The organism is Dactylosporangium sp. CA-152071, assembly GCF_050936335.1.
Classification (GTDB): Bacteria; Actinomycetota; Actinomycetes; order Mycobacteriales; family Micromonosporaceae; genus Dactylosporangium; species Dactylosporangium maewongense.
Window position 1 is genome coordinate 8,940,843 of record NZ_JBNJMZ010000001.1, and the last position, 23,682, is coordinate 8,964,524.

The window sequence follows — 23,682 nt, forward strand, 5'->3', positions numbered from 1 at the left end:
CCGGGACCGCTCCTTTGGGAGAGTGGGCTGATCTTTCCCCTGAAGGAGGTTGATATGGCGAGCTTCGCCGGTGGTGTCGCTCAGGCTGGCTATGTGGATCGCATCCGTGATCTGGCGCCGCAGCGCTGTCTGGTGGTCCCGGTCGACGTCGGTAAGCGCACCGCGGTGGCTCTGGTCGCTGACCACTATGGACAGATCATCGTTGCGCCGTTCGAGTTCGACCTCACCGTCTCCGGCGCTGGGAAGCTCGTGACGACTATCGCCGCTACGCGGCAGCGGGTGGGTGCCGAAAGCGTGCGGTGGGCATCGAAGCCGCCGGGCACTACCACCAAGCTCTCGCCACCACGTTACGCAGCAACGGGTTCGACGTGGTCGAGTTGAACCCGTACCAGGTCAAGATGGCCAGGGCTCAGCTCGGAGCTGCGCGGGTCAAGACCGACGTGCGGGACTGCACGGCTATGGTCGAGCTGCTGGTGCGGGGGCAGGGCTGGCCGCTGCACCGCCAGGACGGCGCGATGGCTGAGCAGGTCGTATGGGTGGCCCACCGCCGGCGCAAGTTGGCCGCCGCGCAGGCGTTGGGCAGCCAGGTCCACGCCCTGGCCGATCTGGCGTTCCCGGGCCTGACCGGGTGTTTCACCACCGGCCTGGAGGCCAAGACGTTGCGGATGCTGCTGGCCACGCTGCCCGACCCGGCGCGGGTGACCGCCATGAGCGCCGAGGAACTGGTGCACCACGCCCGATCCCGTCAGGTGCGGATGACCCGCCCGAAAGCGGCCCAGGTCATCGCCGCGGCGGGCGAGGCGATGTGCGTGCCCGACGCGCAACGCGCCGCCGCAGCGCGACTGCTCGCCGCGGAGGTCGAGGTGTTCGACGCCCTGCAACGCGACCTGGCCGCCTGCGACCAGCGCCTGGCGCAGCTGCTGCCCGACACACCCGCCGGGGTGCTGACCTCGATACCCGGCGTCGGGACACTCACCGCCTCCTACTACGGCGCAGCCCTGGGCGATCCCGCCCGGTTCGCCAACGCCGGCGCGGCCTACCGCTACTCCGGTCTGGCCCCCACCAGCTACGAGTCGGCTGGACGGCGCACCGCCAAGGTGAAGATCAGCAAGGTCGGCTCGGTCGAGTTACGGCAGGCGATGATCGCCCTGGGCACCGGGATCGCCTTGCACCACAACGATTTCGCCGCCTACAAGCGCCGGCTGGTCGACGCGGGGAAGAAGCCGATGGTGGCCGCCATCGCCGTGGCGCACCGCGCCCACCGGCTTGCGTTCGCGGTGATCCGATCGCAGCAGCCCTACGACCCGGCCAAGTGGGCAGCCAGCACCTCCGGCCGTCAGCGGCGAGACCGGTCCGCCATGGCCGCCGACCCGGCGACCGCTGCGACGTAACCGGTCTCAGCAGCCACCATAAACCCCGGGGTCGACCGGATGCAGTCTCCTTGCGGCACGACCGCAAGGCCGAAGGTGGCAGGGGCCGGAGCGACGTCGTCAAGCATCAGCAGCCGAGCCTGGACTGCGTAGCCAGCAAGACGTCCGGTCTCTTCCGCTCACGCGAGTGCGCACAACAGCCAGCGTCACGAACGCGACTACATGAGTAAGCACCGCACCGGAAACGCCGCCACGCACCCAGCACCACTCCGGCCATAGAGATCAACAACCTGGCCATCACGTCAGGTCGGAGAAACACGCCCAACAGGCCCTTGACATGTGCTTCAGAACAGCTGGCTCCGCGTGTTGACCGAGATCCGCAACCGCGGCACCCAGGACGTGTGCATCGTCGTCTGCGACGGGCTGAAGGGCCTGCCCGACGCGGTCGCCACCGTCTGGCCCCGCACGGTGGTCCAGACGTGCATCGTGCACCTACTGCGAAACTCGTTCAAATACGCCTCTCGCAAGGACTGGACCGCGATCGCCGCCGCGCTCAAGCCGGTCTACACCGCGCCGTCGGAGCAGGCCGCCCTGGACCGGTTCGCCGAGTTCGCCGCCGCCTGGGAACAGAAGTACCCGGCGATCGTCCGGTTGTGGACCAACGCCTGGGCGGAGATGGTGCCGTTCCTGGCCTTCCACACCGACATCCGGTCGATCATCTGCACCACCAACGCCATCGAGAGTCTCAACGCCCGGTTCCGCCGCGCGGTCAACGCCCGTGGCCACTTCCCCAACGAGCTGGCCGCGATGAAGATCCTCTACCTCACCGTCATGTCCCTGGACCCCACCGGCCGCGGCCGGCAACGCTGGTCCAACCGCTGGAAACAGGCATTGAACGCCTTCGAGATCACCTTCGACGGACGCCTCTCCAACCCCCGCACATAGACAACCCCGACTACCGAAACCCAAACCTGAACAACACTTCCACCGTTAATTTGACAGACCCGAGGTTTTTTGTTCATTTTCGACTCTCAGAGGGACCCCGGATCACAGGACCGACCGGCGCCGGTTGGTCATGACAGCGTCGGCAGTTGAGCAACAACGTCTTGGTCATCGTTTCAGCAGGTGAGGGTGAGGGTGCGCAGGTCGTCGAGCGCCAGCTGCTGGTTGGGGCCGAGGTTCGGTAGCGTGGTCAGCGCGCTGAGCCGGTCGGCCCAGAGGATCCTGTCGGGCGGGGTGAGGTTCCTGATGACGGTTGCCGGGAACCATTCGGCCTTCGGGCTGTCTTTGGTGAGGACCTCGTGCAGGGCTCGCAGGACTGCGGCGTTGGCCTTGTCGACGGGCCCTGCGGAGATGGCCTCGCCGAGGTCTGCCAGCTGCGGTGTCACGTCCCGCAGGTCCTGCGGCTCGACCGCCAGCGTCACCGCAACCCGCGCCTCCGCATCGGGCGCGGTGAAGAACCGGTAGGCGAGGTCGGTGTGTTGGGCGCGGGCCAGCCGGATGACCGCACCGTGGACGTGGGCGTCGTTGACCCCGCGCGGTGCCCGGTCGGCCATCTCAGCGAGCCAGTCCAGCACCGCCTGGGACGTCAGTCGTGCGGGATGCACGGCGAGCAGGTTCCACCAGGCTTCCCGATCACCGCGGGCCCACATGTCCAGCCAGGAGGCGAGCTTCCGCGGGACCGGCGGGGACGGCACCACCAGCGCTTCCGCATCATGGAGGATCTGCAGGGCCAGCGTCGCCCCGTGATGCTCGGGCTCGGTGGCTCGAGCGCCGGTCAGTGCCCACACGTTGTCCAACCGGAGGCTGGATTGCCCGCCGGGGGGCACGGTTTGATAGACGATCGCCACCCCGAACTGATCGCGCACACCGCTGAGCGCCGGCGTCCACCGGGATGTGAGGACCACCGGCACCTGCCCGCGCAGCCGCAGCCGTTCCAGCAGGACCTTCAGCCCGCCCAGCACTTCGTCGTCGCCCGGCCGGTCGACGATCACGAACGTGGCGGGCAACGCGCCCGTGAGCCGCCTGACATTCCTCCACAACGGGCTCCGCTCGCCCGAATCGTCGACGACCAGTGCACTGCCGCCGCGCTTGTTCACGACCTTGGTCACCCCGTCCGGCAGCAGCAGCGGCGGCAGCAGCAACTCCGCCAGGCTGCCCGCCCAGTCAGCACCGGCGTCGACATGCTCAGCCCGGCCGCCGGTCGTTGCCTGCCCGCCGGTGGACAGGAACAGCACGTCAGCCTCATCCTCGTCCACGTCGGCCAGTTCCAGGGTGACAGGGTCGATGAGGATGACCGTGCCCTGCTCGTCGAACGCGTACATCACCCGCTCGACGGGCGCGCCAGCACCATCCAGGGCGCGATACAACACCACACCCGCATCGCCGGTACCCGCGAGATGACGCACCAGACCGCCAACACCGATCACCGGACGGCCGGCCTCGTCCAGGAACCGGACGAACCCCCCACCACCCGCATAGCGCTGCACCAGATCCGCAATCCCCAACGTTTCCAACTGCGGGAAGAGACGGCCAGCAACCGGCCCGCGGCGCCATTCATCCAGCGCCACCACGTCGGCCAGCGGGTTGCCCGTGCTGACGATATCCTGCCGGCGAGGCAACTGAGGGCCGCCACGACTGAGGTACAGGCGCTGCTCGGTCAGGTTTGCACGGCCGGAGCTGGCGTGCGCGACCCCGGCTGGAGCGACCTGCGACAGCAGGTATGTGGCGAGCGCTTGCGGATCGCCGAGCACGGCTGCGGCGTAGGGCGCCCGCCCGGCATCCGGCAGCGAGGCGATAGCGACATCGTCATCGGCCAACCCCACACGCAGCGCCTCGAACTGCTCATCGGTGAGATCACCAACGTACGGCAACAGACTCAGCACACCGGCCCACGGCCCCTGCCCGGAGGCGAACCTGCCTGCGGGCACCAGAAGATCCGGCGTAAACGCGCCATCAGCAGCGCGCAGGACCGTGGCGCGGAACCACGATGCGGAGACGCCGTGCTGGCGGGCTTCCTCGTCGGCGGTCTCGACCGACGAGCCGGCGAGCCGGAACAGCTGCAGTATCAGCCGCTCGATCCGCCCCGCTGCTGCCACCGGCACGCCGGTCACGCCGAGGACGTGAGTATGCCAGTCGTCGACGACGCCACGGGCGGCCTTCAGGTCACCGGACCACTCCGCCGTCCGGCCGGTGTCGACGAACATCTGCCCGAGGACAAGCCGGTTGATACCGAGTGCATCCGCGTGGTCCCGTAGTGGATCTGGCCAGGCCAGGTCGGTGCGTGGGTCGACGCGGGTGACACCGGTGCCGGGCCCGGCACCATCCGTCGGCAGGAACAACACCTCGACCTGGCCTTCGGTCGGCAGGACCGCCAGCGACAGCGTCAGCGGGTCGACGAACAGGACTGCGCCGGACGGGCCACGGAAGGCGTTGATCAGCCCCATCCTAGTCATGGTCTCGGTCCCCGTGCGATAGAGGACGATGCCACGTGCGCCTTCGGTCGTCGCGAGGTGCCGCACGACGCCGTCGAAGACAGACCCCGGGTCGTCCTGCAAGCCGTCGAACCGGACAAACGAGCGGCCGGGGTAGGCCGCGAGCAACGACGCGAGCAACGAATCGATGGAAAGCCCGCCGGTGTCCCGCAGGAACTTCCAGTAAGGTTGAGCTCTGGGCAGAGGGGTATCACCATATTCCCTGAGCCACCTGGTGTAGCGGTCCCAGCCGGCGCTGTCGAGCACCTCCGCGACTCGGTCCAAGCCAAGGGCCGCCCGCGACAGCCGGGCCGACTCCGGAGCCGGCTGCAGGTGGATCCCCCGCCAGCCGCCCGGGGCGTAGAGGCCAATGGCGCGCCGCACATACAGCTGCGCAAGGTGCGTGTCGCTGCCCGCCGCGTCGGCTGCGTGGACCACCCGCCAGGTCCGGCCGGCGGGGATGCCTGGGTCCGACCAGGGCCTCCCGAGCATGTCGACGAACCGGTCCATCAGCCGCAGGTGGGCTTCCAACTTCAGGTCCGGGGAGGCTGTTGCCTCTACTGCCTCTTCAGCGAAGGCGGCCCAGAACTGCGGGCTCCGCGCGAGAAGGTCATAGTCCCGGCCATCTATGACACTGCGGTCCGTACCCTTGGGGCGGTCGGTCAGGCCGTGCTTAATCGCCTGCTCCAAACCGTTGAACCGGGACCAGTCGAAGGGGCGCGGGAGTTTTTGGAACGTGGCGAACAGCGCCAGAGTCTTCGCGACAGAAGACGCGCGGAGAAGGTTGGCCTGGGGGTCCCGCCGGGGGCCACGGGGAAACGCGGCCGCCATCTCCCGGACGGTTGCCCGCCACGCGCCAGGCTCACGCAGCTGGTCGGTCTGCTCGACGGAAAGCGTCGGAAGATACCCGAGGTCGGCCGCAAGCGCGAGTTGCGCGGTCGTCGGCAGGGCGGTCGTCGGCAGGGCGGTCGTCGGCAGGGACGCGTCCCAGTTTGTGACGTCGAGCTTGATGTCGGAGCGAAGAACAACGCCGCGCAGCCATTCCGCCGAAACGCCGAACCGCTGGGCGATCAAGGGATACGACCAATCATACCGCAGCTGTTCAGGATCATTGGTCCAGAACGGGCTCCATGTCCGGTGCCGCCGGATGGTCACGCCTGCCATAAGGCCCCAGCCAGCGCGGACGTCGATCGGGCCGGTCCGTTCGAGTTCGTGGAACGCTTCGATGGACTGGCCGAGGGTGGTGGCGATCCAGGAGTCGACGATGTCGCGGAGTTCGTCGGTGTCGGTCGCCGATTCGATGGTCATGCGATGGTCGTGCAGGGCGGTCATCAGCAGCCCGCGGTCGGACCGGATCTCTCGCTGTTCGTCGAACCACGCTTCCCATTCGGTGATGTGGTCGGTCAGGGTGCGCTGTTGATCTGGCCGGTAGACCGAAAGGATCGGGCTGAGGTGGCGTGGGTCGGTGTCGAAGGTCAGCGCGATCTGGAACAGGGCGCTGGGCTCGATGCCCCACTGGTCGGCGAGTTGGTGAACGTCGCTGGGAATACGGCCGAAACGGACCGCGAACTTCCACACCTCGGCCGGGTCGATGCCGCCACCGATCGCGGCAGCAGCCGCTTCGACCGCGCCGGGTGACAGCCAGTGGCGGCGGCACAGATCTGCTTCGACAATCTCGACCGGCTGGCCTAGTCGCGGCGCCCAGTTCCTGGCCCAATGCGCCCAGAGGCGACGCCGCACTTTACCGCTGGCATCGACAGGGAGCACGCTCACATACTCTTCGCGCACGGCATGGCTGACCACGTCGCGGTCGTCGGCGGTAACGACCGGCAGAATCTTGAGAAGACCGCCGGGACCGCTGTCGCCGAAAACCCGTCGCCCTGGATTACGCCGGCGCGGATCACGTGGCGATGCTGCAGGACGCAATTGCTCGGCCAGGGCCAGCGCCGCGCGGTACAGGTCGCCGTGCGGCTGGGGACTGTTCAGGCGGGAACGCCATTCGGGCAGGTCGTCCTGCAGGTCTTGCAGCAGGCCGCCGAGCCGGTCCGGGATGATGCTCAGGTGTGCGGCGATGGCGAGGAATTGTGGTGGGTCGATGGCAAGTTTTCGTGCGATGGTGGCGAGGTCCGTGAACGGCAGGCCGGTGCGGATACTGGCGGCGGCGAGCCAGTACGGGCTGACACCGCTGGCGTGGGCTGTGCGGATCAGGTCGCCCGGGGTGTAGGTGAGTGCGTCAGCGGCCCAGAGGACCGGGTCGAGGTAGCGGGGGCCGAGCCATTCCCGGGCGCCGCGAACGGTCCAGCCGTCGGCGGAGCGGCTCGGAACGAGGATCATCGCGGCCCAGGCGTCGAGGTCGTCGATGCTGGTGCTGGCCAGGTCGGTGCCGGTGCGGCGGGTGTCACGCAGGAATGCCAGAGCGATGCGGTCCGAGACACCGAGCAGGGCACTCCACCGGTCGAGATCGGCGCGGACGGCGGCGGCGGTGAACGTGGTCCGGCCGGCCAGGACCGGTTCCAGCGCCCACGGATCGAGGTCGAGATCGAACGCCAGGCGCCACAACGCCGCACCGCTGAGCCCGTACCGCCCGCCGATCTCATCAAGGTCGTCGAGATCTGCCAGGAGATCCTCCGCCATGACCGCGGCCTGACGCACGACCTGCGGCGCGACCCCCAGCCTCCGCGCCAGCCGCCACATCGCCCCATACACTAGCCACGGCCGGATGACCTCATCCTCGACGATCTCCTCCACCGGGACAAGGAACACCGCAGCCAGCCACTGCCGCCGCAACCGCTCCTGCACCTCGACCGCCTCCATGCCGAGGCTGAGACTGTCGATGTCCCGCCCCTGCCCGGCCAGCCACTCCCCGAACGGTCCCAGCTCATCCGCGGCCGAGCCGAACGCAAACGCCTGCACGACCGTCTGCGTCAACCGCACCCGCAGCTCCTGCTCCGGCGGATGCGCCGCCGACCACACCGGATCCCCCCGCAACGCAACCGCAGCCAACCGAGCAGCATCCACCGGCCCCACCACACCCGGCACCCCAGACACCCCAGACACCCCGGGCCGGCTGAAGTCGGTCGGCAGCACCGCCGGGTCCACCCCCAACCACGCCGCCAACCGGATCAACCACCCACCCGGATCAGCGGACACCAACTCCACCGGCACCCGCCCGATCCGCAAACTCAACGCCGACACCAACACCGTGCTGACACCAGCCGCACCCGCCACCGCCACAATCCCAGCCCGGTCAAACCCCGCCGCGTCAACCCCCTCCTCAACAAGATCCAGCAACGACGCCAGCAACGGCCCATCCGCATGAACAACCTCACCACCCAGCAGCAACGCAACCCACCGCGGCGCAAGCTCACCGACCCGACCCACCGTCACATCACCACCCACAACACCGAAATCGGCCAGCATCCCCGACAACCGGCGACGCCCCACACCCGAAGACCCAGCGTGACCACCCAACTCGGTCACCCCACCAGGAACCGTCCCGGCCAGCTCCACACGCTCCGCATCAGACAACTCAGTCACCCGCGGCAACGGCCGCCCACCAAGCCACTCCACCCACAACCGCGCCACCACCACCCGCGACAGCACACCACGCAACCCCTCCAACCGCTCCAACACAACATCCGGCGCCGTCCCACCACCCGGCACCCCCAACAACACCAACGGCCGAACCACACCCCCACCAGCCCGACCAGCCCGACCAGCCCGCACCCGCCCCGCACCCACACGCCCCGCCACCACATCACCCACCACACCCGCCACCACACCATCCCCAACGCCCTCCGGCCGAACCCAAAACCCCCACCCAAACACCTGCACCACCCACCCAAACCCAAGCCCAAACACCCCCACCCCCGCATCCCCCACCACCACCCCAAACCGCTCCGCCACCCGCCCAGCCACCACCTCAACCGACAACACACCCTCCCCCACCACATCCACCGGCCACACCCGCACCCGATCCGCCAACACCCCCGGCACCGACCCCAACCCATCCCGAAACTCAAACAACCCCCCACCAAACCCCAACCCGTCAGCAAACCCGTCCAACCCCCCAACCGCCCCCAACCCAACCTCCACCGGCACCCCCAACGCATTCGCAGCCTCCACCACCACACCCAACCCCGGCACCGACACCGGCACCGCATCAACAAAACTCACCCCACGCGTCGACACCGGCAACTGCCCCAAAAACCGCGACAACAACGGCGACCCCAACAACCCCGCCCCAGCAAGGATCAACCGCACCTCACCCGTCTGCGGCGCACGCCACCCCAACGCATACCGCACCACCCGCACCGCCACCACCCGCGACACCAACCCCACACCCAACACCGAACCCGACGGCACCGGCATCGCCACCCGATCCGGACACAACGACAACGCCAAACCACTCTCCGGCACGACAACCTCCAACAACTCAGACCCCTGCAACCACACGCTAAAACCCACACCGCCCACCCAACGAGTCCACCTTCCAGCCCCCGACGTCCCACAAAAAAAGGCACCCACCAGCAGAAACGTAACGCGCCCGAAACCCGGGTTCCGCAGTTGCGGAGGTGACTAGTCCCACGCCTCTGGGGTCTGAGCTCTGCAGAAACCCTTGGCTACCTGGTGGTAGGGCGTGTCACTAGGTCGGAGCATCTGCCCAGGTCAGGCCACCTACCGCGCGCTCGAACGCGTCGGTGCGGTCGTTAAGCCGAATTTCGATTTGGCTGTGACGGTCGTTCGTGGCCCCACGATGACGGACATATCCGGCCCCGGCCGCGGTGATGATGGCCGATTGATGCGACGGCCGAAATTGGCCCCACCCGGAGTTCGGGATGGTGGTGTGACGGTCGTATTTGGCCCCGGCCGGGTGACATGGCAGGCGTTTGTGACGGTTGATATTGGCCCCACCGGCAGGATGAATTTCGGCGGTTCCGTGTCGCATCGCGGTAGGGGGCTGGTTGAGATCCAGGGTGGAGCTGTTCGAGGCGATCCGGCGCGACGCGCGCCGTGAAGAGCTGTCGATCCGCGCATTGGCTGAGCGGCATGGTGTGCATCGGCGCACCGTGCGGGAGGCGCTGCGCTCGGCGGTGCCCGTTCCGCGGAAGCCGCGCACTGCGCAGGCGCCGAAGCTTGATCCGGTCCGGTCGGTGATCGACGAGATCCTGCACGGGGATCTGGACGCGCCGCGCAAGCAGCGGCATACCGCACGACGCATTCATGATCGGCTGCTGTCCGAGCATGGTGTGGTCGGGTTGTCGTACTCGGCGGTGCGGGACTACGTGCGCCGGCGTCGGCCGGAGATCGCGGCGGCCGCTGGGCGGGCTCGGCCGGCGGCGTTCATCCTGCAGGATCACGCACCGGGGGCGGAGGCCGAAGTCGACTTCGGCGAGGTCTGGGTCGAGCTGGCCGGGGAACGCACGAAGTGTTTCCTGTTCGCGTTCCGGTTGTCGTTCTCCGGCAAGGCCGTGCATCGGGTGTTTGCCTCGCAGGGTCAGGAGGCGTTCATCGAAGGGCACGTCCACGCGTTCACGGCGATCGGTGGGGTGCCGGCTGGGCACATCCGTTACGACAATCTGCGTTCGGCGGTGTCGCGGGTGCTGCTGGGCCGCAACCGCCGCGAGTCGGAGCATTGGGTCGCGTTCCGGTCGCATTAAACCCGTGTTGCCGTGAGTTCCCGCGGCCGGGTGTCCACCTTGGCCAGCGTGGTGACCGGGCTGACCTCGACGCAGGGCTGGACTCCTGATCTTCGATGAATCTATGATCCAGTCTCGGGATTCCTGAGGTATCCATCGGGAAGCCGATGGTTGTCGTGGATCTTCGAGCTGGAGGCCGCTGTGTCGGTGGCAGTGGTCAGGGACCTGCGGGCGCATCAGCGACTGGACGAACCCGGCCAGATCGCGGCGTTCGAGCAGGATCTGTTGGCCGAGTTCGTGCTGGCACGCTCGTCAGCAGGAATCACCGACGCGACGATCCGAGCCGACGTGGCCGCGGTCGAGGAACTGCGGGAGTGGTTCGGCCGGCCGCTATGGGAGATGACGCCCCAGCACATCGACACCTTCTTCGGCCGGCATCTGCGGCAGGCGATGCCGGGCACGAAGGTCCGCAAGGCGGCCGGGTTCGCCGTCTACTTCGAGTTCCTGGAGTTGCGGCACAAGCCGGACATCCACGCGGCGACCGGGTTTGTGGTCGAGTCACCGCTGGACGAGATGAACCGGCCGCGCGGCGGCACCCATGGCCGGCTGCGGATCCCGCCGACACCGCGGGAGGTCACGCAGCTGTTCACCGGCTGGCAGCACGGGCTGGACAGCGCCCGCAAGTACGCGCCGGCGGTCCGCAACTACACGGCATTCCGGCTGGTCAGCTTGATCGGCCCGCGGGTGTCGGAGCTGTGCCTGCTGCGCATGGGTGACCTGCGCTGGGAGCTGGGCCGGTTCGGCAAGGTGCTGCTGCGCGGCAAGGGCAGTAACGGCCGCGGAAAGAAGGAACGCCTGGTCCCGCTGATCAACGGGTCCCGTGAACTGCTGGACTGGTGGGTACACGGACCGCGCTGGGAGTTCGACGACCGGATCAACGACCCGATGGCGCCGCTGTTCCCGTCCGAACGCCGCCGAGCCGACGGCAGCAGCGGCTTCGCAACCACCGACACGCTGCGCGACGGGCTCGCCGAGGCCGTCGCCGCCCACCTGCCCGCGCAGACCGGCCGGCTGTCACCGCACTTGCTGCGTCACTTCGCGGCCTCCGATCTCTACCGCAACGGCATGGACGTCGTGGCTATCCAGGAGATCCTGGGCCACGCCTGGCTCAACACAACGATGATCTACGTTCACGTCGACAAAACCCACATCGAAGACGCCTGGGCCGGTGCCGGCCAGCGGGCCGCGAACCGTTTCGGGAGCCGACGATGAAGTGGAACCTGCGCCTGGCCGCCGCGCAACGCGACATCTGGAAAGCCTCGCAGCTACAGGCCATGCTCGCCGACGCGGGCCTGGTGATCAGCGCCGGGAAGATGTCGCACCTGTGGTCGAGCCAACCGGTGACGATCCGGTTGGAAGATCTGCAGATCATCTGCACGGTGCTCGGCTGCACCCCGAACGACCTGCTGGTGCTGGAAGACCTTCCGCTGCCGGCGCCGCGCCCGGCCGAGGCCGCTCCGCTGCGGGCCGTGGCGGGCGAGGCACCTATCCAGCGCCGGCACACCGGCCGCAGCAAACCCCCAGTATGACGGCAGCTTCACCGCGCCGCCGGGGCAAACGCGTCTATCGGGGCCCGGCGCGCAGCTGCGAGCAGTGCCTGGCCTGGGGCGTGCTGCGTCAGCGGGTCTGCCGCGGCTGCGAGGCGTTCGCCCGCAAGAATCCGCTCGGCCGCTGCCGCACCTGCGCCCGCCGCGCCGTCCCGGTCGACGAGGGCGTTTGCCGGCTCTGCCGCCGGCAGGCCAGCCTGGTCGCCGGACCCGACTGCAAGATCGCGCTGGATCTGACCGTTGCGGCCAGCACCGGCCAGCAGCTGTTCCTCGCCGGTTTCTCCCGGGCGGCCAGGAGCCGCTCGAAGCCGGCGCAGTCACCGGCGCTCTCGGCGGCACTGGCGGCTCCGGCCGCGCGGCCGAAGGGCTGGGAACAGCCGATCCTGGTCGATGCGCCGCGCGACTGCCGGCACGCCAGCAGCCTCGACCCGCCTCGCGATCCAGGCTTCCTGCAGCTGGTGCTGCGCCACGCGGATGTCCTGGCCGAGCACAACGGCTGGCCACCACGCACCCTGCAACAGGTTCGCCGCGGCCTGCGCATGATCGCCAGCTGCCACGAACCCGGCGAGCCCGTCAAGGCCAGCACCGTCACCGCGATGAGCCCGCACGGCGTCCCCGGCCTGCGCGTGCTCGAAGTCCTATTCGCCGCCAGCGACGACCTCGTCGTCGACGACCGCACCGACTCGCTCACCGTCTGGATCGACGCCAAGTTCGCCTCGCTGCCCCCGCGGATCCGCGACGAGCTCGACGCCTGGATCACCGTGCTCCGACACGGCACCCCACGGCGGCGAGCCCGACCCCGCATCACCACCTTCACCCTGCTGGCGGCCGCCCACCCGTTCCTCACCGAGATCACCGACCGCTACACCACACTGCGGGAGGTCACCCGCCAAGACGTGCTCGACTGGCTCGACGACCGCAAACACCGGGCCTCCGACGCTCACGCTTTGCGCGACCTGTTCGGCGTCCTCAAGGCCCAGCGACTGGTGTTCGCCAATCCGCTCGCACGGATTCACGTCGGCAGCGCCAACCCGAGCACGCCGGCCGCGTTGACCGGAGAAGCACTGCACGCCATCGGCGACGCGGCTAAGAACGACCCCCCTCTGCAGACCGTGGTGGCGCTCATCGGCGTCCACGCCTTACGCCCTCATCAGGTCCGCGACCTGACTCTCGACCAGATCGATCTACCCAACCAGCGCATTAACCTGGGCACCGCCCGACGGCGCCTGGACGCGTTCACCACTGCCGCGCTGGCCGCCTACCTGCACTACCGGCATCAGCGCTGGCCAGACACCGGAAACCAGCACCTGTTGCTGACGCGCCGCACCGCCCACGAACGCGGACCAGTCAGCGCCTACTGGCTCACCAGCCTCTTCGACGGCCTACCGGCCACCGCCGCCCAACTCCGCGAAGATCGCATCCTGGAAGAGGCGCGAGCTGCCAACGGCGACCCGCTGCACATCGCCGTGATGTTCGGACTCAGCGCCAAACCCGCTCTGCGCTACGCCAAGACCGTCTGGCCGGGGGAGCCCGCCGAGCAGAAACCGACGTGAACACTGAGAGCAAGTCGATAGACATCACGATTCGCTGGCTCCAGGGGTTATAGATCGGCCGTCGCGCCCCGTGACAGGATCAATCCATGGGTCCAAAGGCCACGGCGCAGCTACGTGTCATCCGCGAAGTCATCGCGGCCCTGCAAGCCGAGGGCATCCCGGCGTGGTTGTTCGGCGGCTGGGGACTCGACGCAAGGATCGGCAGGATCACGCGAGAGCACGGCGACGTGGAGTTCTGGGTCGAACGCACCCACGCCGAGCAATCAAAGGCACTGATCGAAGGGACCGGCGGCACGGCTTTGCCGACTCAGCCGCCAGAAGAGTCCTGCGAGTTCATCCTTGACGGGACCTCTTTCAGCACCGCCTACTTCGACCGACGACCCGACGGATCATTCGACCAGCCCCTCGGAGGATTTTCTGACTGGCTGTTTCCGCCAGGGTCCTTCGACGACGAGCCCGTGACGCTCGACGGCACGCCGGTCCTTGCCATGAGCGTCTCCGGCATGCTCGCGATGAAGGAGCAGTTCCCGCACCTGCGCAACGGCCGGCCGTGGCGGCAGAAAGATATCGGCGACATGGAGATACTACGAAGGCTGCTCGCCGCAGAGAGAGCCGACAACAGTCTGGGAGCGGCTGAGTAACAAAAGATGACCGCCGACTTGCGGCCGTCCGCACTGAACCACATTGAGGGACGAGTGCTGCACAATCCGGCAGGCCGGAGCATAAAGATCTCAACGGGCGTGTCATCAATCGACGCCACGAAGTCCGAACTCACCCGCCGCTGCGCTGTTGCAGCGGTGAGTTCAGGCAAGCATGACGTCAGTATTCGTGAACTCACCGGGGATCGGCTTCGACCCGTTCTACTGCATTCCCGGCGTCGAAGGCGCGCACGAGAAGGGCGGCGTCGAGGGTGAGATCGGCCGGTTCCGGCGCACCCACCTCACCCCGGTGGCCGACGACCTGGCCGAGCTCAACGCGGTCATCGATCAGGCCGACACCGCGGAGGACGCCCGCCGGATCACCGGCCGGACGAGCACGGTCGGGCAGGACTTCCTGACCGAGCGGCCGCTGCTGCGCCAACTGCCCAGCGACGCGTTCGAGACCGGGCTGTGGCTGACCCCGCGGGTCGACCGGTTCGGTCGGGTCACGGTGCGCTGCTGCCATTACTCCGTCCCGGCGGGGCTGATCGGCCGGCAGGTGCGGGTGCTGCTGCGCGCGTCGGAGGTGATCGTTTTCGACGGCCGGCGGGAAGTCGCCCGGCATCAACGGGCGGTGGCGACAGGTTCGCAGACCCTCGTGCTGGATCACTACCTCGAGGTGTTCACCCGCAAGCCCGGCGCGCTGCCCGGCGCGACGGTCCTGGCGCAGGCCCGCGCGAACGGCTGGTTCACCCGCGCCCACGACGCGTTCTGGGCCGCTGCCCGCCGCGCCCACGGCGACGCCGGCGGCACCCGCGCGCTGGTCGAGGTCCTGCTGCTGCACCGCTACCTGCCGCACGCCGACGTCGTCGCCGGCCTCGAGGCAGCCTTACGCGCCGGGACCAGCACCCCGGACGTCGTGGCGGTCGAGGCCCGCAAACGCACCCAGCAGACACCGCGGCGCACTCAACCCGGCCAACCCGCCCAGACCGGCCAGTCGGGTTGGCCGGGCAACACCGGCGGGGCGCAGGTCGTCAGCCTCACCGAACGGCGCCTGGCTGACCCCGCCGCGGTCATCGGCGGGCTGCCCCCAGACCCGCGGCCGCTGCCCAGCGTCGCGCACTACGACGAACTACTCACCTTGCGACGCGCCGCGAACGACGGCCCGCCGCCGGCTACCGGGAGAGTGTCATGACCACCAGCCGCACCACGACCCCACGCCCACGCACCAGCAGCCGCTCCGCCAACCGCGAGACCGAAACCGCGCCGGCGGTCACGACCAGCCCGACCGCCGGGTTCGCGCAACGCGGTCGAGGCCTGACCGAACAGGCCGCCGACGCCGCGATCGAGGCCGCCTGCCGCACCCTGCGCCTGCCGACGCTGCGCGACCGCGCCGGCGAGGTCGCCGACGCCGCGAACCGCCAGCAGCTGACCTACCGCGGGTTCCTCGCCGAACTGCTGCTCGCCGAGTGCGACGAACGCGACCGGCGCCGCTCCGAACGCCGCATCCGCGCCGCCGGGTTCCCCCGCGACAAATGGCTGCAGGACTTCGACTTCGACGCCAACCCCACCGTCAACCCTGCAATGATCCACACCCTGTCCACCTGCGCCTGGGTCCGCAACGGCGAACCGCTCTGCCTCATCGGCGACTCCGGCACCGGCAAGAGTCACCTGCTCATCGGTCTCGGCGCCGCCGCGGCCATGGCCGGCTACCGGGTCCGCTACGTCATGGCCGCCAAACTCGTCAACGAGCTCGTCGAGGCCGCCGACGACAAGCAGCTCACCAAAACCATCGCCCGCTACGGCCGCGTCGATCTGCTTTGCAGAGACTGTCACGCCGGGATCTGTGGGAGCCGGAGGCTGAAATGCCTCCGGCTACCCGACCCTGGTTGAGGACCGCGGCCGCTGTTGACCCCTGGCAGAACGTTGAAGGCTTGACCCGGGATGTCGAGTGGGGCGTGCAGCGGTCGCGGTGATCGGCGGGCATGATCTCTGAGTGGTTCGCCGGCGGGCTGAGCCTTTGGTTAGTCGCAGGCCTGGAGCCTTGCGCGAGCGCGGGCGCCGCCGGTGGCGAGGCGAACGGCTCGTGAGATGTCGTGCGGCAAGCACTGTCCATTAAAGATCTTTCAACATTCGGGTGAGTCGTTGCGGGTCGATGCCGTTGGTGGGTAAGACAATCATGGTCATGCGTACTGCTGGACGGTAGATAGGGCCGCGTCGTGATCCCGGTTGTGACGTGGATGCGTTGCGGGAGCGGCGGATGCGGGCGGTGGAGTTGTTCGAGGCCGGCGCGCGGCAGGCCGATGTGGTCGTCGAGTTGGGGGTGTCGGCGCAGACCGCGTCGCGGTGGCATGCGGCGTGGCGCAGCGGTGGTCGGGAGGCCTTGGCCGGCGCGGCCCGGCTGGGGCGGACCCCGCGGCTGTCCGACGAGCAGTTGGCTGAGGTGGAGGCGGCGCTGCTGGAGGGGCCGAAGGCGAACGGGTTCGGGACGGACCTGTGGACCCTGGCCCGGGTCGCTGAGGTGATCGAGCGGGTGGCCGGGGTTCGGTACACGCTGTCGCAGACCTGGCTGATCCTGCGCCAGCGCCTCGGCTGGACCCGGCAGCGGCCCGCCCGGCGGGCAGTGGAACGTAACGACGCAGCGATCGAGGCGTGGGTGAAGCGGGATTGGCCGAGGATCAAAAGGGGGCTCGGCGACGCGGCGCCTGGATCTGTTTCCAGGACGAGAGCGGGTTCTCGCTCCTGCCGGTAGTCGGCGGAACCTGGGCACCGCGCGGCCAGACTCCGGTGCTGCGGCACCGGTTCTCCTGGACCCGCATGTCCATGGCCGGCGTCCTGGCCTACCGGCCCGACCGCAGCCGCGCGAAACTGGTGTTCCAGACCAAGCCGGGCAGCTACAACACCGAAAGTGACCACGCTGTGGGCCGACCCGCGGGTCTACTGCCCGTTACACGCCCAGGCGTACACCCCGGCGTCGCACTTCGGAACTTGTCAAGTCCAGTGAGACAGCTTGTTGATTTCGGTTAGCTTGCTGGTAGGTGTGCTGCTGGGTGGATGCTGGTGGTCGGTTGGTCGGGGTCGGGGTCGGGGTCGGGGTTGTCGGGTTTGTTGATCCATGTCCGGTCCGGGATGCGGGGTGGGCGGGGCCGCCGGCGACCGAACCGCTCGGGATGGGTGGCCCAGGCGGTGTCGAGGGTGCGCTGCCGCTGCTCGCGGACGAGACCGGCGGTGCTGTGGTGGACCGAGGCTGGGGTGTGCAGGCCGATCCCGGAGTGCCGGTGATCGTGGTTGTAGTACGTGTAGAACGCTTCGCAGTGCTGCCGGGCGCTGCAGATCGCTTCGGATCTGGTGACTCAGGCGCGCGCGGCCGGGGTCGCGTGCCGGGCGGTGGTGGCCGATTGCGGCCACGGCGACCACGACGATCTGCGTGCCGAAATGCGTCAGGGCGGCTGGGGTTCGTGATGGCGCTCAAACCCGCACCCGCGCGGCACCTGGCAGTACCAAGCCGAGGCGTACACACCCAGAGCAGCGGCCGGCCGGACGCCACTCTTGTCCACGTTGGACGTCGAGTGGAAGTCGCTCGGACTCCGCGTAGCGCCAGCCGAGTCGGCCCGCGAGGAGGGCACCGATGGTGGTATTCCCGGTCCCGGCAACACCCATGACGATAAACATCGGAGGCACCTCCTCTGGGTGAAACTACCCGCGCGGGCGGTCCGCCACACACTGCAGCACACGGTGGTCGATGCCCGCCCGGTGGGCGGTCCGTTCGGGGACCGCCCACCGGCGTCAGAGCGCCGGCGCCAGCGGAGGGAAGTACCGGTCGACGATGCTCTTCGCCACCGTCGACGGGTCGCCGATGTCGCCGACCCGATGCCGTTCGACCAGCCGCGCGTGCCCCGGCATGCCGGTGCCGCGGTCGCGCAGCGCCTGCTGCATCTGTGTCTCGATCGCGCCTGGGTCGATGATGTCGACCTGGCACGCCCGGCTCGCCGCCTCGCTTACGCACCGGACGAACGCCTCGGCGCCCGCCTTCGTCGCGCAGTACGTCGCCCAGCCCGGGTACGCCCGGTGTGCCGCCGACGACGCGATGTACACGATCCGCACCCGCGCCGGGCTGTCGCGGAACGTGGCCAGGAACAGGTTGGTGAGCAGGATCGGGGCGACGAGGTTGAGGTTGACCGCCGCGAGCACCGCCGCCGGCGGCAGTTCACCCGCAAGCGCGATCGGCTCGACCGTGGCCGCGTTGTGCACGAGCACGATCTCGTCGTCCGGCCCGGCCTCGCCGACGAACGTGGCCAACTCGGCGCCGGACGGCAGGCCGGCCGGGCCCACGCCCGCCGGATCGGATAGCGTGGCCGGATCGGACAGGTCGGTGGGGCGCAGCCGTACGGACGTCGGCCGCTGCGCCGCCAGCGTCTGTTGCTCGGTGGTGAATGTGCGGGCCAGACCGAGCACCCTGGCGCCGTCGGTCTGCAGCGTTTGGAACAGGGCCGCGCCGAGCCCTCTGGAGGCGCCGGTCAGGAAGACCGAACGCACACTGGAATGGTCCGCGGATGCGGACATCGACATCACTCCAACCGTGTCAGCCGGCGCACGAGGCCGACGTTTGCCGGCCGCGCCGGCGCCTAATCGGTGTCATGGCCCACCATCTCCTTGCGTACCGCGGTCGGCATCGTCCTTCGGCGAGCGACCATGTCCAGCCATCCCCGCACGGGGGCTCAATTCCTACTCGAACACCCGCCGGCGCAGCTGCCACTCCCGGACACCTCTAGAACGAACGCCACACCGCGACGGTTCATCCAGTGCTGGGGCGCGACTCGGGTCACAGTGTCGGGCTCCACTTGATCCGTTGCGGATCTGGACCGCCCAGGTGATCTTGGAGACTCTGAGTATTGCGCTCCGGCCGGGGCGACCGGGACGTCGTGCCAGCTCGTCAAGGCTGCGCCACGGTCCGTGACGCTCGACCAGTTCGGTCTTTGTGGAAGCCGTTCACCCACGTTCCACAGTTGAGCGGCGGTTCTAGGCACGGGCGGCGGTAAAGCTGCAGGTCACCGGGCCGTCTGGGTGCTGGAACGGTCGAATCGCCTAGTGTCACGTGATGCTGGTTGCGTTATGTCGGGTCGGTCGTTGATCCTGGTGTGATGCTGACCGAGGGCCAGACCGCGGAGTTGCGGGCGGTGATCAACAGCCGGGACGTGCCGGCGGTGGTGGCGACCCGGGCGCGGATCGTGTTGTGGATGGCGGAGGGCCGGCGCCGTAAGGACGTCGCCGGGTTGGCCGGGGTGTCACTGCCCACTGTGGACCGTTGGGTACAGCGGTACGCGGACAACGGTCTGGCCGGTCTGGAAGACGGCTCCCACGCCGCGCCGCGGGAGCAGGTCCCGGCCGCGGTGAGGGCCCGGGTCCTGGCGCTGACCCGTGCCACACCGCCGGTGGAGACCGGGTTGTCGCACTGGTCGTCCCGGCAACTGGCCGCATACCTCAAACGGGCCGAGGGCGTGTCGGTGTCCTGGCACTACGTCGCGAAACTGTGGCGGGACAACAAGCTGCAGCCGCACCGGCAGGGCACCTTCAAGCTGTCGAGGGACCCCCGCTTCGCCGAGAAGGTCGCCGACATCGTCGGGCTCTACCTCGACCCGCCCGGCGGCGCGGTCGTCCTGTCGATCGACGAAAAGACCCAAGTCCAAGCTCTGGACCGGACCCAGCCGTTGCTGCCGCTGGACTTCGGGGTGACCGAGCAACGCACCCACGACTACCGACGGCACGGCATCACCAACCTGTTCGCCGCCCTGGACGTCGCCACCGGGCAGGTCACCGCCGACTGCCAGCCCGTCCGCGACGGCGCCCGGTTCCTGGCCTTCCTGCGCAAAGCCGTGAAACCCCATGCCGGCAAAGAGATCCACGTGGTGCTGGACAACCTGTCCACCCACGGCACCCCCGAGGTCCGGGCCTGGCTGGCCGCACACCCGAACGTCACGTTCCACTACACCCCGACCGGCAGCAGCTGGCTGAACATGATCGAGATCTGGTTCGGACTCATCACCCGCCAGTCCATCCGCCGCGGCACGTTCACCTCGGTCAACGCCCTCATCGTCCGCATCCGCGACTACGTCGCGCACTGGAACGCCGAAGCCAAGCCATTCACCTGGACCGCCACCGCCGACGAGATCCTCGCCAAGGTCCGCTGGGTCCAGGCCAGCGTCAAACAACTCGTCGAGAACAACGCGAAGTAACGACACCAGAATCACGCGACACTAGCGGTAGTTTGTTAGCTCAGGTGGTACAGGTACAGGGGTTGTCCACTTGCGACGGCGTCGAGGAGTGCCTGGAGCTCGGCGGGTGGGGGCCTGTTCGACCACGCCCGCCAACAGCGCCGCAACATGATCCAGGGAACGAGCCAGCCGCGGACCTCCCGGATGGTTCGGGGCCAGCACAGGGCTGCCGACGGCCTGCCGGGTGCGGGTCCCCTCTCTCGAGCACCGGGATCAGGGGGTGGTGCTGCTGGCTGTGACGGTGCTCGATCTGCTAACCAGGCATCCCAGCAGAAGCAAAACGCGCAGTTGACCAGGGTCTGATGGCGACGGATGGCGGTGTCGGAACGGGCTTGGAAATCGGCCCACCCGAGTTCGTCCTTGACCTGCTTGTAGCCCTGCTCGATCCAGTGCCGGATCCCATAGATCCACACGATCTCCGCCAGGTCCGCGGGTGGATGAGGGCTGTCGACAGCCCGGGGGCCGCCGAGTCGAGGCAGATCGGTGGCCAGATACCAGGTGGCCTTCTCCGGCAGGGTGGCCGGGTCGGCGGTGGCCACGACCAGCCGGGTCGTCCCGTCCGGCCCCCACCAGCCCAGCCGCGCCTCGGCGGCCCACCACGTCTGGGTATGCCCGTCGCGGAACGTCCGGGGCGCCGGCGTCCAGTCGCCCGGCTCTTCGGGACTGTTCCAGGCCAGGTCGCGGGCAGCGTCGACGGGGGTGTACGCCTGGTCTGCGTAGGCCCATGTCCCCCGGTGCGGTTTGAGGGCCATGACGAATGGCAGTCCCGCCGCGCGGAGGTCGGCCCGGAAGCCGTCCTGGTCGCCGTAGGCACAGTCGGCGGCCACCGCGCGGAAGACCACGCCCGACTGACGGGCTTGCACGGCCAGGTCGGCAGCGATCTGCAGCTTGGTGCGGAAGTCTGGGTCGTGCTTGCCTTTCGGGAAGTGGTGCGCGGGGGTGTAGGGCACCGCATGCAGCGGGTAGTACAGCCGCTCGTCGGCCCACAGGGTGGTCACGGTGACGATCCCGCGGTCGGTCTTGCCATAGCGGCCCAGCCACTGGTTGCCCACATGCGCGGTGGCGGTACCGTCCTTGCGGTCACCGGAATCGTCGACGACCAGCACCCCACCGGCATGCGGCGCGGTGGCGGGATCAGCCAGCAGCAACTCCACCCGCCGGGCGTTGACCTGCTCATGGTCCCAGGTGGACTCCGACAGGAAGAACTGCAGCCGTTGTACCGCCGGATGCTGAGCCCCGATGACCGGCTCAGCCCCGGCCAGACAGGTCAACGTCTTGTTCCGGTCACGCGGCGCGAGCAGCCCGGTCAGGTACTCACGAAACCCCCGACGCTGGGCCAGCCTGCCGAACAGATCATCGAAGCGGGCAGCGTAGCCCTCCAACGAACCCGGCGCCGGTGGACACCGACGACGCACAGTCATCGCTCACACCTCAGCAAACCTACAAAAGTCCGAACACTTCACGGCTATTACTGCCCAGAAGCCGCAGGCAACAAACTACCGCTAGCGGTAGTTTGTTAGCTCAGGTGGTACAGGTACAGGGGTTGTCCACTTGCGACGGCGTCGAGGAGTGCCTGGAGCTCGGCGGGTGGGGGCCTGTTCGACCACGCCCGCCAACAGCGCCGCAACATGATCCAGGGAACGAGCCAGCCGCGGACCTCCCGGATGGTTCGGGGCCAGCACAGGGCTGCCGACGGCCTGCCGGGTGCGGGTCCCCCTCTCGAGCACCGGGATCAGGGGGTGGTGCTGCTGGCTGTGACGGTGCTCGATCTGCTAACCAGGCATCCCAGCAGAAGCAAAACGCGCAGTTGACCAGGGTCTGATGGCGACGGATGGCGGTGTCGGAACGGGCTTGGAAATCGGCCCACCCGAGTTCGTCCTTGACCTGCTTGTAGCCCTGCTCGATCCAGTGCCGGATCCCATAGATCCACACGATCTCCGCCAGGTCCGCGGGTGGATGAGGGCTGTCGACAGCCCGGGGGCCGCCGAGTCGAGGCAGATCGGTGGCCAGATACCAGGTGGCCTTCTCCGGCAGGGTGGCCGGGTCGGCGGTGGCCACGACCAGCCGGGTCGTCCCGTCCGGCCCCCACCAGCCCAGCCGCGCCTCGGCGGCCCACCACGTCTGGGTATGCCCGTCGCGGAACGTCCGGGGCGCCGGCGTCCAGTCGCCCGGCTCTTCGGGACTGTTCCAGGCCAGGTCGCGGGCAGCGTCGACGGGGGTGTACGCCTGGTCTGCGTAGGCCCATGTCCCCCGGTGCGGTTTGAGGGCCATGACGAATGGCAGTCCCGCCGCGCGGAGGTCGGCCCGGAAGCCGTCCTGGTCGCCGTAGGCACAGTCGGCGGCCACCGCGCGGAAGACCACGCCCGACTGACGGGCTTGCACGGCCAGGTCGGCAGCGATCTGCAGCTTGGTGCGGAAGTTCGGGAAGTGGTGCGCGGGGGTGTAGGGCACCGCATGCAGCGGGTAGTACAGCCGCTCGTCGGCCCACAGGGTGGTCACGGTGACGATCCCGCGGTCGGTCTTGCCATAGCGGCCCAGCCACTGGTTGCCCACATGCGCGGTGGCGGTACCGTCCTTGCGGTCACCGGAATCGTCGACGACCAGCACCCCACCGGCATGCGGCGCGGTGGCGGGATCAGCCAGCAGCAACTCCACCCGCCGGGCGTTGACCTGCTCATGGTCCCAGGTGGACTCCGACAGGAAGAACTGCAGCCGTTGTACCGCCGGATGCTGAGCCCCGATGACCGGCTCAGCCCCGGCCAGACAGGTCAACGTCTTGTTCCGGTCACGCGGCGCGAGCAGCCCGGTCAGGTACTCACGAAACCCCCGACGCTGGGCCAGCCTGCCGAACAGATCATCGAAGCGGGCAGCGTAGCCCTCCAACGAACCCGGCGCCGGTGGACACCGACGACGCACAGTCATCGCTCACACCTCAGCAAACCTACAAAAGTCCGAACACTTCACGGCTATTACTGCCCAGAAGCCGCAGGCAACAAACTACCGCTAGCTACTTCGACCTGAAAAAGTGGATGTGAGTGCGGCTGCCCACGGCTGGGTCCGGGGGCGGCCGGCCGCCGGGGGCCGTGCTGGGGGTCATGCCGTTTGGGCTGCTGCCAGGCGGTGTTAGCCG

At 68.6% G+C, this 23,682-nt stretch carries 13 protein-coding genes and 3 pseudogenes; 12 read left to right on the forward strand and 4 right to left on the reverse strand.

What is annotated here, in order from left to right:
* The first annotated feature begins 54 nt into the window (after positions 1-54).
* The 3 genes and pseudogenes from ACQEVZ_RS40130 to ACQEVZ_RS40140 all read left to right on the forward strand — a co-directional run.
* Entirely contained in the window at positions 55-381 is a 327-nt protein-coding gene (locus ACQEVZ_RS40130; protein ID WP_433376398.1) for a hypothetical protein, read from the forward strand.
* Positions 300-1,391, forward strand: a complete 1,092-nt coding sequence (locus ACQEVZ_RS40135; RefSeq protein WP_433376395.1) for an IS110 family transposase — start codon at positions 300-302, stop codon at positions 1,389-1,391. The genes ACQEVZ_RS40130 and ACQEVZ_RS40135 overlap by 82 nt, the downstream gene beginning before the upstream one ends.
* Positions 1,392-1,724: 333 nt before the next feature.
* Positions 1,725-2,315: pseudogene (locus tag ACQEVZ_RS40140) on the forward strand (IS256 family transposase); the annotation flags it as partial.
* 173 nt (positions 2,316-2,488) lie between these two features.
* Here the strand turns inward: ACQEVZ_RS40140 and ACQEVZ_RS40145 are convergent.
* Positions 2,489-9,274, reverse strand: coding sequence for a hypothetical protein (locus tag ACQEVZ_RS40145; protein WP_433376478.1), 6,786 nt, complete (start codon positions 9,272-9,274; stop codon positions 2,489-2,491).
* Positions 9,275-9,807: 533 nt separating this feature from the next.
* On the opposite strand from ACQEVZ_RS40145, the pseudogene istA reads away from it, so the two are divergent.
* The 8 genes and pseudogenes from istA to ACQEVZ_RS40185 form a co-directional block, all read left to right on the forward strand.
* Positions 9,808-10,500: pseudogene (gene istA / locus ACQEVZ_RS40150) on the forward strand (IS21 family transposase); the annotation flags it as partial.
* Between the two features lie 183 nt (positions 10,501-10,683).
* Positions 10,684-11,754: a tyrosine-type recombinase/integrase gene (locus tag ACQEVZ_RS40155; RefSeq protein ID WP_433376481.1), complete on the forward strand. Its 1,071-nt coding sequence runs from the start codon at positions 10,684-10,686 to the stop codon at positions 11,752-11,754.
* The gene (locus tag ACQEVZ_RS40160) at positions 11,751-12,071 is read left to right on the forward strand and encodes a helix-turn-helix domain-containing protein (protein WP_433376484.1); all 321 of its coding nucleotides are present in this window, start codon (positions 11,751-11,753) and stop codon (positions 12,069-12,071) included. The genes ACQEVZ_RS40155 and ACQEVZ_RS40160 overlap by 4 nt, the downstream gene beginning before the upstream one ends.
* Positions 12,068-13,642 carry a hypothetical protein gene (locus tag ACQEVZ_RS40165; RefSeq protein ID WP_433376487.1) on the forward strand — a complete coding sequence of 525 codons (1,575 nt, stop codon included), beginning with the start codon at positions 12,068-12,070 and terminating at the stop codon, positions 13,640-13,642. The genes ACQEVZ_RS40160 and ACQEVZ_RS40165 overlap by 4 nt, the downstream gene beginning before the upstream one ends.
* Before the next feature lie 86 nt (positions 13,643-13,728).
* Positions 13,729-14,283 (forward strand): nucleotidyltransferase domain-containing protein, encoded by a 555-nt coding sequence (locus tag ACQEVZ_RS40170; protein ID WP_433376490.1) that lies wholly within the window; start codon positions 13,729-13,731, stop codon positions 14,281-14,283.
* A 205-nt stretch (positions 14,284-14,488) separates the two neighbouring features.
* Positions 14,489-15,221 (forward strand): annotated as a pseudogene (locus ACQEVZ_RS40175) (Mu transposase domain-containing protein); the annotation flags it as partial.
* A 250-nt stretch (positions 15,222-15,471) separates the two neighbouring features.
* Positions 15,472-16,173 (forward strand): ATP-binding protein, encoded by a 702-nt coding sequence (locus ACQEVZ_RS40180; protein ID WP_433376493.1) that lies wholly within the window; start codon positions 15,472-15,474, stop codon positions 16,171-16,173.
* 343 nt (positions 16,174-16,516) lie between these two features.
* A complete protein-coding gene (locus ACQEVZ_RS40185) occupies positions 16,517-17,032 on the forward strand; it encodes a winged helix-turn-helix domain-containing protein (protein WP_433376496.1) in 516 nt (171 codons plus the stop codon).
* A 1,034-nt stretch (positions 17,033-18,066) separates the two neighbouring features.
* On the opposite strand, the gene ACQEVZ_RS40190 is transcribed toward ACQEVZ_RS40185, so the two are convergent.
* Complete coding sequence (locus ACQEVZ_RS40190) at positions 18,067-18,816, reverse strand: SDR family NAD(P)-dependent oxidoreductase (RefSeq protein WP_433376499.1); 750 nt, start codon at positions 18,814-18,816, stop codon at positions 18,067-18,069.
* A gap of 605 nt (positions 18,817-19,421) precedes the next feature.
* Here ACQEVZ_RS40190 and ACQEVZ_RS40195 point away from each other — a divergent pair.
* On the forward strand, positions 19,422-20,513 hold the full coding sequence (locus ACQEVZ_RS40195) for an IS630 family transposase (protein WP_433376193.1): 1,092 nt from the start codon (positions 19,422-19,424) through the stop codon (positions 20,511-20,513).
* A 35-nt stretch (positions 20,514-20,548) separates the two neighbouring features.
* On the opposite strand, the gene ACQEVZ_RS40200 is transcribed toward ACQEVZ_RS40195, so the two are convergent.
* Together ACQEVZ_RS40200 and ACQEVZ_RS40205 are read right to left on the reverse strand one after the other, a co-directional pair.
* A complete protein-coding gene (locus tag ACQEVZ_RS40200; RefSeq protein WP_433376502.1) occupies positions 20,549-21,973 on the reverse strand; it encodes an IS701 family transposase in 1,425 nt (474 codons plus the stop codon).
* Between the two features lie 100 nt (positions 21,974-22,073).
* On the reverse strand, positions 22,074-23,474 hold the full coding sequence (locus ACQEVZ_RS40205) for an IS701 family transposase (RefSeq protein ID WP_433376505.1): 1,401 nt from the start codon (positions 23,472-23,474) through the stop codon (positions 22,074-22,076).
* Positions 23,475-23,682 lie beyond the last annotated feature (208 nt).

Excerpts from the sequence above, each read along its gene's own strand:
- ACQEVZ_RS40130 (WP_433376398.1), top strand. The coding sequence starts at position 55 with ATGGCGAGCTTCGCCGGTGGTGTCGCTCAGGCTGGCTATGTGGATCGC.
- ACQEVZ_RS40200 (WP_433376502.1), bottom strand. The coding sequence starts at position 21,973 with ATGACTGTGCGTCGTCGGTGTCCACCGGCGCCGGGTTCGTTGGAGGGC.
- ACQEVZ_RS40165 (WP_433376487.1), top strand. The coding sequence starts at position 12,068 with ATGACGGCAGCTTCACCGCGCCGCCGGGGCAAACGCGTCTATCGGGGC.
- ACQEVZ_RS40180 (WP_433376493.1), top strand. The coding sequence starts at position 15,472 with ATGACCACCAGCCGCACCACGACCCCACGCCCACGCACCAGCAGCCGC.
- ACQEVZ_RS40160 (WP_433376484.1), top strand. The coding sequence starts at position 11,751 with ATGAAGTGGAACCTGCGCCTGGCCGCCGCGCAACGCGACATCTGGAAA.
- ACQEVZ_RS40195 (WP_433376193.1), top strand. The coding sequence starts at position 19,422 with ATGCTGACCGAGGGCCAGACCGCGGAGTTGCGGGCGGTGATCAACAGC.
- ACQEVZ_RS40170 (WP_433376490.1), top strand. The coding sequence starts at position 13,729 with ATGGGTCCAAAGGCCACGGCGCAGCTACGTGTCATCCGCGAAGTCATC.
- ACQEVZ_RS40205 (WP_433376505.1), bottom strand. The coding sequence starts at position 23,474 with ATGACTGTGCGTCGTCGGTGTCCACCGGCGCCGGGTTCGTTGGAGGGC.